The organism is Azospirillum sp. HJ39 (assembly GCF_041507355.1).
In the GTDB taxonomy this organism is placed as follows: Bacteria; Pseudomonadota; Alphaproteobacteria; order Azospirillales; family Azospirillaceae; genus Azospirillum; species Azospirillum thiophilum.
The window spans coordinates 2,424,724-2,437,469 of sequence record NZ_CP167911.1 but is presented as its reverse complement, the minus strand read 5'-3'; the positions used below and the strand labels follow the sequence as shown (position 1 = coordinate 2,437,469).

The 12,746-nt window shown below is 67.3% G+C and carries 11 protein-coding genes; 3 read left to right on the top strand and 8 right to left on the bottom strand.

What is annotated here, in order from left to right:
• Positions 1-4: 4 nt before the first annotated feature.
• Entirely contained in the window at positions 5-991 is a 987-nt protein-coding gene (rfaD, locus tag ABMY26_RS24910) for an ADP-glyceromanno-heptose 6-epimerase (protein ID WP_372397280.1), read from the bottom strand.
• Positions 992-1,228: 237 nt separating this feature from the next.
• Between rfaD and ABMY26_RS24905 the strand changes: the two genes are divergently transcribed.
• Positions 1,229-1,690: a cache domain-containing protein gene (locus tag ABMY26_RS24905; protein ID WP_372397279.1), complete on the top strand. Its 462-nt coding sequence runs from the start codon at positions 1,229-1,231 to the stop codon at positions 1,688-1,690.
• A 28-nt stretch (positions 1,691-1,718) separates the two neighbouring features.
• Positions 1,719-3,401, top strand: a complete 1,683-nt coding sequence (locus ABMY26_RS24900) for a methyl-accepting chemotaxis protein (protein ID WP_372397278.1) — start codon at positions 1,719-1,721, stop codon at positions 3,399-3,401.
• Between the two features lie 59 nt (positions 3,402-3,460).
• Here the strand turns inward: ABMY26_RS24900 and leuA are convergent, their stop codons facing one another.
• The 4 genes from leuA to ABMY26_RS24880 form a co-directional block, all read right to left on the bottom strand.
• Positions 3,461-5,200, bottom strand: coding sequence for a 2-isopropylmalate synthase (gene leuA, locus ABMY26_RS24895; RefSeq protein WP_372397277.1), 1,740 nt, complete (start codon positions 5,198-5,200; stop codon positions 3,461-3,463).
• A 436-nt stretch (positions 5,201-5,636) separates the two neighbouring features.
• Positions 5,637-6,359, bottom strand: a complete 723-nt coding sequence (locus ABMY26_RS24890) for an LrgB family protein (RefSeq protein WP_372397276.1) — start codon at positions 6,357-6,359, stop codon at positions 5,637-5,639.
• The gene (locus ABMY26_RS24885) at positions 6,356-6,736 is read right to left on the bottom strand and encodes a CidA/LrgA family protein (protein WP_372397275.1); all 381 of its coding nucleotides are present in this window, start codon (positions 6,734-6,736) and stop codon (positions 6,356-6,358) included. Before ABMY26_RS24885 ends, ABMY26_RS24890 begins: the two co-directional genes overlap by 4 nt.
• Before the next feature lie 121 nt (positions 6,737-6,857).
• On the bottom strand, positions 6,858-7,307 hold the full coding sequence (locus tag ABMY26_RS24880; RefSeq protein ID WP_372397274.1) for a pilus assembly protein TadG-related protein: 450 nt from the start codon (positions 7,305-7,307) through the stop codon (positions 6,858-6,860).
• A 501-nt stretch (positions 7,308-7,808) separates the two neighbouring features.
• Here ABMY26_RS24880 and ABMY26_RS24875 point away from each other — a divergent pair.
• Entirely contained in the window at positions 7,809-9,215 is a 1,407-nt protein-coding gene (locus tag ABMY26_RS24875) for an exonuclease domain-containing protein (protein WP_372397273.1), read from the top strand.
• Here ABMY26_RS24875 and egtB read toward each other — a convergent pair.
• From egtB to ABMY26_RS24860, 3 genes are all read right to left on the bottom strand, one after another.
• Entirely contained in the window at positions 9,212-10,543 is a 1,332-nt protein-coding gene (gene egtB / locus ABMY26_RS24870; protein WP_372397272.1) for an ergothioneine biosynthesis protein EgtB, read from the bottom strand. The genes ABMY26_RS24875 and egtB overlap by 4 nt on opposite strands.
• A 199-nt stretch (positions 10,544-10,742) precedes the next feature.
• A complete protein-coding gene (gene rpmG / locus ABMY26_RS24865; RefSeq protein WP_012974790.1) occupies positions 10,743-10,910 on the bottom strand; it encodes a 50S ribosomal protein L33 in 168 nt (55 codons plus the stop codon).
• Positions 10,911-11,079: 169 nt separating this feature from the next.
• Positions 11,080-12,693 carry a S41 family peptidase gene (locus ABMY26_RS24860; RefSeq protein ID WP_372397271.1) on the bottom strand — a complete coding sequence of 538 codons (1,614 nt, stop codon included), beginning with the start codon at positions 12,691-12,693 and terminating at the stop codon, positions 11,080-11,082.
• Between the last annotated feature and the right edge of the window lie 53 nt (positions 12,694-12,746).

Sequence of the window (12,746 nt, the reverse complement as noted above, 5' to 3'; positions counted from 1 at the left end):
CCGGTCAGCGATACGGGTCGGGCTGCGACAGGAAATCCTGCACGTAGCTCCGGATACCCTCTTCCAGCTCGGTGAAGGGCTGGTCGAATCCGGCGGCGCGCAGGCGATCCGTCGTCGCCTGCGTGAAATATTGGTATTTGCCGCGCAGATGTTCGGGCATGTCGAAGTACTCAATCCGGGGGGGCAGCCCGAGCGCGGCGAAGGTCGCCAGCGCCAGATCCCTGAAGCTGCGCGCCTTGCCGGTTCCGACATTGAACAGGCCGCCGACCTCGGGATGGTCGTACAGCCACAGCATCACGCCGACGCAGTCGTCGACATGGATGAAATCGCGCAGCTGGCCGCCATCCTCGAAGCCGTCCCGGTGCGACTTGAACAGGCGCGCAGGCTCGCCGGCCGTCAGCTGCGGGTGGAGCTTGGCCACCACGCTCATCATGTCGCCCTTGTGGGCCTCGTTGGGGCCGTAGACGTTGAAGAACTTCAAGCCGGCCCATTGCGGCGGCACCAGATCGCCGCCGGCCACGGCGCGGGCGATCCGGCGGTCGACCAGATGCTTGGACCAGCCATAGGCGTTCAGCGGCCGCAGCCGCGCCAGCCCGTCGCAGGAGCCGTCGTCGTCGAAACCGGCCGATCCGTCGCCATAGGTCGCGGCGGAGGAGGCGTAGATCAGCCGGCAGCCGCGCCAGGAACACCAGCGCCACAGGTCCAGCGTCAGCGCCACATTGTTGGCGACGATCTTGTCGACGTCCCGCTCGGTGGTGGCGGAGATGGCGCCGAGATGGAAGACGGTGTCGATCTCCGCCGCATGCTGGTCGAGGAACGCCAGCGTCTGTTCGGGCGGCACCAGGGCCGCGACCTCGCGCTTGGCAAGGTTCTGCCACTTTTCGCCGTCGCGGAAGCGGTCGATGACCGTCACGTCGGTGATGCCGCGCGCGGCCAGTGCCGCGACAAGGTTGGACCCGATGAAGCCGGCCCCGCCGGTGACCACGATCATACCGATGTCCCTGCTGTCCGCTGCGGCCCGAAGTCCCAGCCCTTATAGGCAGTGGCGGAGACGGTCGCAAGCGTCGGGGTTTGTCGTCTCGGGACATGGGAGCGATGTGGCCTCTACGCAATATTCGAAAAGAATGCGCCGCATAAACTTTGTAAGGGTTGCTCCCAGCTGGCCGGCTGCTCGGGAAGGATGTGAGCATGACCAACGATTGGTGTCGGTTACAGAAGGAAAGCGACCATGCGTTTCTCCCCGCTTGCGTCCGTTGCCGGAGCCCTGATGGTGCTGGCAAGCGTGTCCGCCGCTGCCCAAACCTTCGCAACCAAGGATGAAGCGGTGGCGATGGTGGGCAAGGCGGTTGCCCACCTCAAGTCCGCAGGCAAGGACAAGGCGCTCGCTGCCTTCAACGACAAGAATGGCGGCTTCACCGATCGTGATCTGTATGTGGTGGTCTACGATTTTTCGGGGCGCTGTATTGCCCATGGTGCCAACCTGAAATTGATCGGCAAGGATCTGATCGACGCTCAGGATATCGATGGAAAGCTCTATGTGAAGGAACGAATCGAGCTGGCGAACTCCAAGCCAAGTTTCTGGCAGGATTACAAATTCACCAACCCGACGAACAAGAAAGTCGAACCTAAGCAGATGTACTGCGAAGTTGCTTCTGAGAACATCGTTTGCGCCGGAGTCTACAAGCAATAACAATAAATAACGTCGAAAGGTGGCTACGATGACGCTTTCGAGAAAGCTGGTGGCGTATTTCATGGCTTTGGCGGCAGCCGTGGCTGTTTTGGGTGGTGTCCAGGTCTTCGCCCTGTCTGCGGTCGACGGGCAGGTTTCCACCATGCTGGCACGCGCCATCGCAGGTTCCAACCGTGCCGCCGAGTTTTCCCAGGCGTTGGCCGTGCACCGCAAGCTGATGTACGAGCTGGTTGCCCAGATGTCGGTCCAATTGCCGGAAGACCGCATCGAGGCGGCCAAGCAACGGGTCAGTCAGGCGGGCGTTAGCATCGTCGACAATGGAACTGCCCTGGCCGCCGGATTGACCGACCTCGACAGCGAGGGACTGGCCCGCAAGCTGAAGGAGGCGGTCGGCAAATACGCGAGCCGCAGCGCGGACCTGATCGACATCCTGGATGGCGACGTCTCCACCACCCTGGCTTTCATGGGCGGGCTGGAAAAGCAGGCCAATATCCTCGCCACGGCGGTTTCGGAGATTTCAACGCTCTACAATGGTCTGGTGCAGGAGGCGGAGCGGCAGACCGCAAGGTCGATCGCGGTCTCGTACGGTGTCGTGCTGCTTCAGATCCTGCTGTCGATGGCGGTTGTCTGGCTGCTCTACCGGTTCACTCAGCGCGACATCGCCCGGCCGCTCGCCCATCTCGCCGCCGTCGTGCGGGAGTTGTCCGGCGGCCGGATCGGCATGGCGGTCGATGCGGCGTTGCCGTCAAGGCGGGATGAGATCGGCGGCATCGCCGCCGCGATCCATATTCTGGCGGGGCATGTCGCCGATCGCCAGCGCATGATGACCGAAAGCGAAGCCAGCAGCGCGGTACAGCGGCGGCGCGCCGATCAGATCGCCGATCTTTCGCGGCAATTCGATGCCACCTCCAAGACCGTCATCGACGATACCATCGCCGCGGTCGGGCAACTGGGCAGGACGTCGCGGGACATGGCGGTGATTGCCGACCGGACCACCAGCCAGACGTCAGGGATGGCTGCGACAATCGATCAGGCGGCGGCAAACGCCCGAAGTGTGACGGCAGCGGCGGAGCATCTCGTCGAGTCCATCGGTGCGATCGGAAGCCGGGTGGTTCAATCGGCGGAGATCGCCCGCTGCGCCGCCGCCGACGCCCGCCGAACCGACGAGTTGATCGGGGGGTTGACCAGGGCGGCCGAGCGGATCGGGATGGTCATCCGGCTGGTCGGCGAGGTGGCCGGCCAGACGAACCTGCTGGCCTTGAACGCGACCATCGAAGCGGCACGTGCCGGCGAGGCGGGCAAGGGCTTCGCCGTGGTAGCCGGCGAGGTGAAGTCGCTTGCCGGTCAGACGACCCGGGCGGCGGCGGAGATCGCAGACCATGTGGCGGCGATCCAGAGCGCCACCGGCGAGGCGGCAGCCGCCCTGCGCGATATCGTGGGAACCATCGACGGCATGAGCCGGAATTCGAGCGAGATTGCTGCCGCCATCGAGAACCAGACGGCGATGACGGGCGATATCCTCGTCAACATCCGTCAATTGCAGGATGGAACCGGGGAGATCGCGGTTCAGGTCGGCGGCGTGATGGATGGTGCGACCCGCACGGAACAGGCCTCCCGTTTGGTGAACGGCGCGGCCGAGAGCCTGCAGCAGCGGGCCGACCAGCTCGATCGCGAAATCGCCAGTTTCCTGAGCGGGGTGCGCTGCGCCTGAGTGGCTGCCGGGGCTCTCCGGGGAAGGGAGGTACCTTCCCCGGTGCCTGCTTCGGAAGTTTACCGTGTCGACCGGTTCGCCGCGCTCACCAGTGCCCGCAGGCTGGCGGTGACGATGTCGGCATCGATGCCCACGCCGAACAGGGTGCGCTCGCCGCTCTTGACCTCGACATAGGCGCAGGCCTGGGCGTCCTCGCCGGCGCCGATGGCGTGCTCGCGGTAGTCGACGACATGCAGGTCGGTGCCGCAGCCCTGGCGCAGGGCGTCCAGGAAGGCGTCGATCGGGCCGTTGCCCTTGCCTTTGGTGGTGACGATCTCGCCGTTGCGGCGCATCACCACGCTCATGACTCGGGCGCCCGAGTTCGGGCCGCGCGGCTCGGTCGAATGCTCGACCAGTTCCAGCGGGCTGTCGGCGTCCAGATACTCGGTCTTGAAGGCGGCATGGATGTCGGCAGGCGACAGCTCCTTGCCGGACTCGTCGGCGACGCGCTGGACGACCTTGGAGAACTCGATCTGCAGGCGGCGCGGGATCTGCAGGCCGTAGTCCTTCTCCAGCACATAGGCGATGCCGCCCTTGCCGGACTGGCTGTTGATGCGGATCACCGCCTCGTAGCTGCGGCCCAGATCCTGCGGGTCGATGGGCAGGTACGGAACCTCCCACTTGCCGGTGTTGGACTTGGTCAGCGCCTTCAAGCCCTTGTTGATGGCGTCCTGGTGCGAGCCCGAGAAGGCGGTGAACACCAGCTCGCCGGCATAGGGGTGGCGCGGATGGACCGGCAGCTGCGTGCAGTATTCCGACACGCGGACGATCTCGTTGATGTCGTCGATGTTCAGTTCGGGATCGACGCCCTGGGTGAACATGTTCAGCGCCAGCGTCACGACGTCGACGTTGCCGGTGCGCTCGCCGTTGCCGAACAGGGTGCCCTCGACGCGGTCGGCGCCGGCCAGCAGCCCCAGTTCCGCCGCGGCGACGCCGGTGCCGCGGTCGTTGTGCGGGTGCAGCGAGATGATGGCGCTCTCGCGGTTCTTCATCGTCTTGCAGAACCACTCGATCTGGTCCGCGTGGACGTTCGGCATCGACATCTCGACCGTCGAGGGCAGGTTCAGGATGATCTTGCGCTCGGGCGTCGGCTGCCAGACCTCCATGACCGCCTCGCAGATCTCGACGGCGAAGTCCAGTTCGGTGCCGGTGAAGCTCTCCGGCGAATATTGCAGGACGATCTCCGTCTCCGGCGTCTCGTCGGCCAGCTGCTTGATCAGCTTGGCCCCCTGGACGGCGATGTCGACGATGCCCTGGCGGTCCAGCCCGAACACCACGCGGCGCTGCAGTTCGGAGGTCGAGTTGTACAGATGGACGATGGCGCGCTTGGCCCCCTTGATGCCCTCGAAGGTGCGGCGGATCAGCTCCTCGCGCGCCTGGGTCAGCACCTGGATGGTGACGCCGTCGGGGATCTTGTTGCCGTCGATGACCTCGCGGCAGAAGTCGAAATCGGTCTGCGAGGCGGCGGGGAAGCCGACCTCGATCTCCTTGAAGCCCATGCGCAGCAGCAGGTCGAACATCGCACGCTTGCGGTCCGGCCCCATCGGCTCGATCAGCGCCTGGTTGCCGTCGCGCAGGTCGACCGAGCACCAGACCGGCGCCTTGTCCAGGGTGCGCGACGGCCATTGGCGATCGGTCAGTTGCACCTGCGGGAAGGCGGCGTATTTGGACGGGGATTTCGGCAGGACCGGGATGTTGGACGAGGTGCCGGTCTGGGTGCCGGTCTGGGCGGCGGTGCTGGTCTGGGTCGCGGTGGTCATGGCGTCGTTCGGCTCCAGTGGCGGCCCCCGGCATTCAATGTGCGCGGACGGGGCGTCGGATCGGATTTCAAAGGCGAGGGACCGGCGAGGAGTACGGCCGCGGAGCCGCCGGATGTGGCTCGACGACCGTCGGTAAGTCGCAGCCCCGGCCCCGGCCGGGCGACGCCGATACCGGCGTCCTTGCAGACATCGCTCATGGAACAGACACTTCGACCGATGGAGACGGATGACGAACGCGACAAACCCGGACGCTTAAAGCGCCGGGCCGAGAAGTCGAAGAAGGGCGTTCGTGCGGTCGATGGTGATCATGGGTCGCACTGTGCGCAGGTGCGGCAAGGCTGTCAAGGGTGGATTCCCGTTTCCCGGATTATCGGCATGCCCCGCAACCGGTGCGGCGTGCAGCGCTCCTGCGCATCTGCCCCCGGATCAGCCCGAATCAGCCCCAGATCAGGCGATACAGCGTCGGCAGCAGGAGCGCCGTCGCCAGCCCGTTCAGCCCCATGCCGAGCCCGGCGAAGGCGCCGGCCACCTCGTTGACCTGGAGGGCGCGGGCGGTGCCGATGCCGTGCGCCGCCACCCCCATGCCGAATCCGCGGGCGCGCCAGTCCTTCACCCGCACGAGGTTCAGCACCCAGCTGCCGAAGGTGCCGGCGACGATGCCGGTGATGATGACGAACACCGCGGTCAGCGACGGCAGGCCGCCGATCTGTTCCGACACGCCCATGGCGATGGGAGAGGTGACCGATTTCGGCGCCATCGACAGGACGGTCACCATGGAGCCGCCGAACGCCCAGACCAGCGCCACCGCACTCAGCGCCGAGGCGGCCGACCCGACCAGCAGGGCCACCACCAGCGCCAGGGCGGAGCGCCGCACCTCCTCGAACTGGTTGTAGAGCGGCACGGCCAGCGCCACCGTCGCCGGGCCCAACAGGAAATGGACGAATTGCGCGCCGTCGAAATAGGTCCGGTAGTCGATCCCCGACAGCGTCAGCACGCCGGCAAGCAGGATGACGGCGATCAGCACCGGGTTCAGGACCGGCCGCCGGCCCAGCTTCTCGAACAGCCACAGGCCGATCTGGTAGGCGACCAGCGTCAGGGTCAGCCCGGCCAGCGGGGACGCCGACAGATAGACCCAGACCTGATGGAGGTCGGCGCTCATGGCCGCTCTCCTTCCGTCGGTTCGTCTTCCAGACCGACGTCGGTCCGGCGCAGCAGGGCGGCCATGACCTTCGCCGTCACCGCCACGCCGAACAGGGTGCTGCCGAACAGGGCGACGACGATGGGCAGCGCCTCCGCCTCCAGCCGGGTGGCATGGACCATGACACCGACGCCGGCTGGCACGAACAGCAGCGACAGGTGGCGCAGAAGTCCGGCCGACGTGTCCTGTACCGCCGTCGGGACGCCGCCGCGCAGCAGAAGGCCACCGAACATCAGCAGCATTCCAAGGACAGGTCCGGGAACCGGCAGGTGCAGCAGGCGGGCGATCAGTTCACCGGCCAACTGGCAGAGCAGCAGAAGCGTCAGGGTTCCGAGCATCGCGGACTCCGGAGGAAGGGGCTCTGGGCGTCCTTCTACCGCAGTCGCGAAGTCAGCGGGCTGCATTCCGCGAATGCGAGCGTCCCGAATCGGGCACGGGTAAGGGGAGAGGCGCGGCTGTCTATTGCAGCTTGCTGCGGGCGTGCTGGGCGCGGCGGACGATGGACTGGGCCTCCACCGTCACTTCCTTCTTGCCGAACAGGCGCAGGAAGATGGCGTTGACGGTGGCGTGGGCGCTGACCGTCAGGGTGCCGGCCGCCGCGTCCTCCGCGATGGTCAGCGGCGACAGGCTCGACCCAAGGAAGCCGTTGGGGAAGGCCTTGTCGAAGAAGCTTCTGATATGGCCATCGCGCTGGGAATCGAACATCACCCGCCCGCCGGCCAGCGCGGCGGAGTCGACAGCCTGCGACAGCCGCGCTTCGACCGCATAGCTGCGCAAGGCGTCGACGGTACAGCCTGCGCCGAGCGCGGTCGGGATGGCGAGGATCAGGGCGACCACCAGCAGCAGGTGGCGGCCCGTCCGCCGGTCTTCGTGCCCGCCATAGGGCAGGGGACGATAGACCAAAGTCATTGCCGGCCTCCCAAGCAAATATCTATGCGAAAAGGACTGTTGTCATTGGATGCATGACTCTTAGCATCATCCGACAAGCAGGAAAACCGGGAAATGCAGCAAAGATAGAGCAAAAGATTGGTCAGGAGTTTCCGTGTATTTTATGCAAAGGCGGTAGCCTGAAAGCGCAGGGCGGGCAACAAAGGGCGTGCGCCTGCTCGTGACGTGAGAAGTCCGTTCTCCATTTGCGAATTGGGCGCAAAACTGCCGCGTGGCGAAGACAAAAGTAGGGCATCGGCACCGACAGGCCGCTCCGTTAAGCGATCCTTGGCTTTCACGGCGGAGTCCCGGCCACCGGCTTCGCTTCACCGTTTCCCTTCCGCCGGCTAGATCGGATCGCGTAAAATCGGCATCGATTTGGAGCGTGAATCCGATCGCCAAATACAAGGCTGGAGTTTCGTGCGTTTCATATTGAACGCACGAAACTCTAGTCTTGGGACATAACGATGGGGAGGCGGCCCGATGAAGGGCGGCATGTGGCGCGTGGTGATGCTGGGTCTGGCGATGGTGGCTGCCGCGCTGGTCTTTCTGGGCGTGGAGGTCATGCAACTGACGGCCGGCGCGCATGCGGCCGATGCCCGTACCGTTCTGGTGCGCGGACTGGCGGGCTGCGGTGTCGGGCTGCTGGCGGTCTTGTATGTCTTTTCCAGGCTGTCCCGTCACTTCCGCGATCTCGATCGCCTGTCCGACCGGCTGTCGGGGAAATCGGGCCGTGTCGACCTGGTGCCGTGGTCCGGCGGGCGCGGCGGCGAGGTGGCGCGTCTGGCTGCCGCGGTGTCTGGGCTTGTCCGCGGTGGCGACGGTCCGCTTGGCGGTGTTCCAGGCGGCGGACGCTGGGAGCGGGTGGTACAGGGTGTGCTGGCGCTGACGGAAGAGCCTCTGCTGATCCTCGACGAGCATGGGCGGGTGGAGCGGCAGAACCCTGCCGCTGCTCGCCTGCTGGGGGCGGAGGAGGGCGGCGATATCGGCAAATCGCTGTTCCGCGACGATCTGGCCCGCGCCATCGAACGGGCGCGCGGCAGCGGCACCCCCGTCGCGGCGGTGCTGCGCCGGATCGACGACGGCGAACTGCCGGCACGAATCGCCGACCTCGGCCTGAATGCCGGGGTGGTCCTGTCCTTTCCTGTCCGCGGCACGGCCTTCGCTGCCGGGCATGGTGGCCTGGGCCATGGCGGTCTGGGCCATGGTGGCCTGGGTCACGCCGCCGGCCTGCGCACCCTCGGCCTGCGCCCGGCCCAGCCGTCCGTTGCCTTGGGCGACGAGGAACCGCTGGCCGCACTGCCCTTTGTCGCGCTGTGGGTGGCGACCGCCGGCATCGAGCCGGACTCCGGGCCGGTGATCGCGGTGGGCACCGTTCGTCTTGCTGGAACGCGCATTTTCCGCACCGTATCGCTGTCTCTGCTGATCGACCCGGTCGATCCGGTGCCGGCCGAAGCGACCGCGCGCCACGGCATCGACACCGCCATGGTGGCGGGGGAACGCCATTTTCCCGAAGTCTGGCCGGCCATCCGGGATGCGCTGCACCATTGCATCGCCGTCGGGGTCGGTGTCGATTCGGCACTCGCGGCACTGAGCCGCTCGGCCGTCCAGGCCGGTGTCGCCGAACCGGCCCTGCCGCCTGGCTTCGATATCGGCGGGTTGGCGGCGGCGCTCGATCCGACGCTGGCCGGCGCGTCCTTCGACCGGCTGGCGGATGCCTTCTCCCTGCCGCGCCGCCCGCGCGTCGGCCCCCAGGCGGAAGCGCTCGCTCAGGCCGAACTGGCCGCCGCGCTGTTCGCCCGCCTGACCGAGCGGGGAATCGTCACCCAGGGCCAGGCGCGTGCATTGATCGCGGGCGATGGCCCGGGCCTGCGCTCTGCGACCTCCTAGATTCCATCCCCCGCCAGCCTGAACCCCGTCATCGACAAGCGGGTTTCGGGACGCAGGCAATGGCGGGTCCAGGGGCCCGCATGGTCGAAGGGCGTCAGGCAGCTGCCGCCGCGCAGGACCATGCGGTTGCTTGCCAGGCGGCCGTTCACCGCTTCATCCGGGCCGTCGGGACGGCGGTAGCCGGGGTAGAGGGTGAAGGCATCGGAGGTCCATTCCCAGACGTCGCCGCACATCTGCCAGGGGCCGGTGCCGTGGCAGGTTCCGGCGCGCGGGTGGCGGTGGCCGGAGCCCAGCAGATTTCCCATGCTGTCGCAGCATGCGGCCACGGATTCCCACTCCGCCTCCAGCGGCAGGCGCTTGCCGGCCCAGCGGGCGTAGGCGTCGGCCTCGTACCAGCTGACATGGCAGACCGGTTCGCCGGGATCGAACGGCTGCATGCCGTAGAGGGTGAAGACCTGCCAGCCCGACCCCGAGCTCCCGCCCGATCCGCTGCCGCTGCGTTCCCAATAGAGCGGTGCCATCCAGCCTTCGGCCCGGGCGACTTCCCAGCCGTCGGACAGCCACAGCTTGCGGTCGCCGTAGCCGCCGGCCTCGATGAAGGCCAGGAACTCGCCGCAGGTGACCGGGCGGGCGGCCAGCCGGTAGGGCTCCAGCCAGACGCGGTGGCGCGGCCCCTCATGGTCGAAGCCGGGCAGCGGCTCGGGACGGCCGATCTCCACCAGCCCGCCGGGCTGCTCCAGCCAGCCGTCGGGCGGCGCGCCAAGATGAAGGTGGTCGGGCACCGGCTCGTAGGCAGGCCGCAGCGGGTTGGACCAGAACGCGTGCTTGATGTGCAGCAGCATGCGCTCCTGATGGCGGCGTTCGTGGGCGATGGCCATTGCCAGAGCCGATGCGGCCGCGTCCCACAACCCGTCATCGATCTGGTCAATCAGGTGCAGCACCGCGGCGTTGATCTGATCGCGGTGGCGCATGATCTCGGTGGCGGCGGGACGCGACACCATGCGGGGCGGTGCGGGATGCGGGGCGCCGCGCGTCCCGAACAGGTCGAGGAAGGCGGGGTCGCAGGGGCGATAGCCCGGGCTGAAGGGAATCAGCACCGCGATCTCGAACAGCCAACTGGTGTGGGCGAGGTGCCATTTCGCCGGGGCGCCGTCCGGCACCGTCTGGACCATCAGGTCTTCCGGCGTCAGGGTGGCGACCAGTTCCGCCGTGCGGGCGCGCGCCTTCTGGAACCGGGTCGCCAGCGCCTGGCGCCGGTCGCCGGTCGATGCTTCCGGCCCCGGGCTGGAAAGCGGGCCGGAACGTGGAATGGGATGCGTGTCGGGCACGGGCGGTCCCTCCGGAACGAGGTCTTCCGAAGAGTGTCCACCTGGAACGGACCGATTGGAATGCACGCATCCGTGGTGCGACCGTCACCACAATTAGCGGGAGCGGCCGGATGCTGCGCGGGCAAAGGTGGAAAAAACGAAAAGGCCGCCAGGAAGGCGGCCTTGTTCATTCGAAGCACAGCTCAGTGTCGGACAAGCCTTACTTGATCTTGGCTTCCTTGAACTCGACGTGCTTGCGCGCCACCGGGTCGTACTTGCGGAACGACAGCTTCTCGGTGGTCTTCTTCGGGTTCTTCTTCTTCACGTAGAAGAAACCGGTGTCTGCCGTGCTCACCAGCTTGATGAGGACGGTGTTCTGCTTGGCCATGATCTCGATCCCGACAAAAAATCCGTGCCCCGCCGGCCCGGCGGGGGCGGCGTCGTAGCGGCGGAACATACCGTCTGACGCCGCAATGTCAAGCCCTATGGATGGTCGGACGGCGGTCAAATCGGCGGATGCCCCACCGACGCCTCACCCATGCCCGGTGCCCTCCGGTTCAGCGTTCCGCCACGGTGTTGACCACGGCCATGGCGACAGCGCGCTGATACAGCGCCGGCTCCGACAAAAGCCGCATCGCGACCTTCAGGTCCAGGTCGGGCTCATGCTCCTTCCACGGACATGTCTCGCGCAGATGACTCAGGGCCTGTTCGTCGTCCGCCGCCTTGGAACGCCAGCTGGCGATCTGGGCCGGGCGCAGCCGCCCCTCGCGCAGGTCGGACAACAGCGCCTCCGGATCGGTCTGGCCGGCGCGGCTGGTGCAGACGGTCGGCTGCACGCCCTGCCGGTGCAGGGTGTAGCCGGCCGGGGTGTAGATGCGGCTCCAGGTCAGGAACAGCTCGCCGTCGTTCGGCAGGCGCGTCACCGTCTGGACGCTGCCCTTGCCGTAGCTGGAGGCGCCCACCACCACCGCGCGGCCCGAGTCCTGCAATGCCGACGCCACCACCTCGGCGGAGGAGGCGGAGCGGCCGTCGACCAGCACCACCAGCGGCAGCCCGTCGAGCAGGTCGTCGGGATTGGCGTCGAAGCGCTGGCGGCTTTCGGGGTTTCGTCCTTCGGTGGAGATGATCCGGCCGCGGCGCATGAACAGGTCGGCCACCGAAACCGCCTGGTCGAGCAGGCCGCCCGGATTGCCGCGCAGATCCAGCACCATTCCGCGCAGGGTCGGGCCGGCGGTCTGGCGGATGGTGGTCACCGCCGTCCGCAGGCTGGAGGCCGTGGTGGCGTTGAAGCGGTCCAGCTTCACGAGCCCGACGTCGCCGGACAGCGAATAGGAGATGGTGTTGGGCACGACCCGCTCGCGCCGCAGCGGCAGGCGCCGGGGGGCGGCGCCGTCGCGTGCGACCGTCAGCGTGACGAGGGTGCCCGTCGGGCCGCGCAGCCGGTCGCGCATGTCCGTCCCGGTCATCCGGCTCGTCAACTCGCCGTCGATCGCCAGCAACTGGTCGCCGTCGAGGATGCCGACGCGCTCGGCCGGGCTGTGCGGCGTGACGTCGTGCACGGTCACGCGGCCGTTCGTGCCGCTGTCCAGCGAGAGGCCGACGCCGCCATAACCCTCGCGCTGCGCCCGTTCGTTGGTCGCACGCTGGACGCCGGTATAGCGGGAATAGCCGTCGAGGTCGGCAGTGACGCCGTCGAACACCACTTGGTAGAGCCGTTCCGACGTCGCCTTGGACAGCGCCGGGGAATAGCTGCGGGCGCGGTCGATGACGCGGGTGGTCAGTGTGGCCCAGCCGCCGGCATCGACTGCCGAGGCGATCCCGTACTCCGCCGCCAGCGAGCCCGACACGTACAGGCGTACGGTGCTGCCGGTGCGGTCCACCGTCACGGCGGGATCGAGAGACGTCAGTCCCTTCAGCCCGTCCATGCCCAGCCGGTCGAAGGACACCGCCTCCAGATAGACCTCGGCGATCTTGCCGAAGCCGACGGCGAAGACCTGCTCGCTGACGGATTCGGAAACGGTGCCCGGCGCGGCTCCGCCCGCAGCCCGGGATGGGGCGGCATGGAGGGTGGTTGTGGCGGTGAGGGCAAGCAGGGCGGCGGGAAGGAGGGCCGGATGCCGGAATGCCGGACATTTGAGCGATTGGCGCAGGCGCTGCGCCAGGCTCGACATGGCGGGAATCCGAAACGGCGATACGCGCGAGGGGACGGTGTGATCGCACTTGG

What these genes read in the sequence shown, in the direction of transcription:
- rfaD (WP_372397280.1), bottom strand. Translation starts at nt 991, where the DNA reads ATGATCGTGGTCACCGGCGGGGCCGGCTTCATCGGGTCCAACCTTGTC.
- ABMY26_RS24905 (WP_372397279.1), top strand. Translation starts at nt 1,229, where the DNA reads ATGCGTTTCTCCCCGCTTGCGTCCGTTGCCGGAGCCCTGATGGTGCTG.
- ABMY26_RS24900 (WP_372397278.1), top strand. Translation starts at nt 1,719, where the DNA reads ATGACGCTTTCGAGAAAGCTGGTGGCGTATTTCATGGCTTTGGCGGCA.
- leuA (WP_372397277.1), bottom strand. Translation starts at nt 5,200, where the DNA reads ATGACCACCGCGACCCAGACCAGCACCGCCGCCCAGACCGGCACCCAG.
- ABMY26_RS24890 (WP_372397276.1), bottom strand. Translation starts at nt 6,359, where the DNA reads ATGAGCGCCGACCTCCATCAGGTCTGGGTCTATCTGTCGGCGTCCCCG.
- ABMY26_RS24885 (WP_372397275.1), bottom strand. Translation starts at nt 6,736, where the DNA reads ATGCTCGGAACCCTGACGCTTCTGCTGCTCTGCCAGTTGGCCGGTGAA.
- ABMY26_RS24880 (WP_372397274.1), bottom strand. Translation starts at nt 7,307, where the DNA reads ATGACTTTGGTCTATCGTCCCCTGCCCTATGGCGGGCACGAAGACCGG.
- ABMY26_RS24875 (WP_372397273.1), top strand. Translation starts at nt 7,809, where the DNA reads ATGAAGGGCGGCATGTGGCGCGTGGTGATGCTGGGTCTGGCGATGGTG.
- rpmG (WP_012974790.1), bottom strand. Translation starts at nt 10,910, where the DNA reads ATGGCCAAGCAGAACACCGTCCTCATCAAGCTGGTGAGCACGGCAGAC.
- ABMY26_RS24860 (WP_372397271.1), bottom strand. Translation starts at nt 12,693, where the DNA reads ATGTCGAGCCTGGCGCAGCGCCTGCGCCAATCGCTCAAATGTCCGGCA.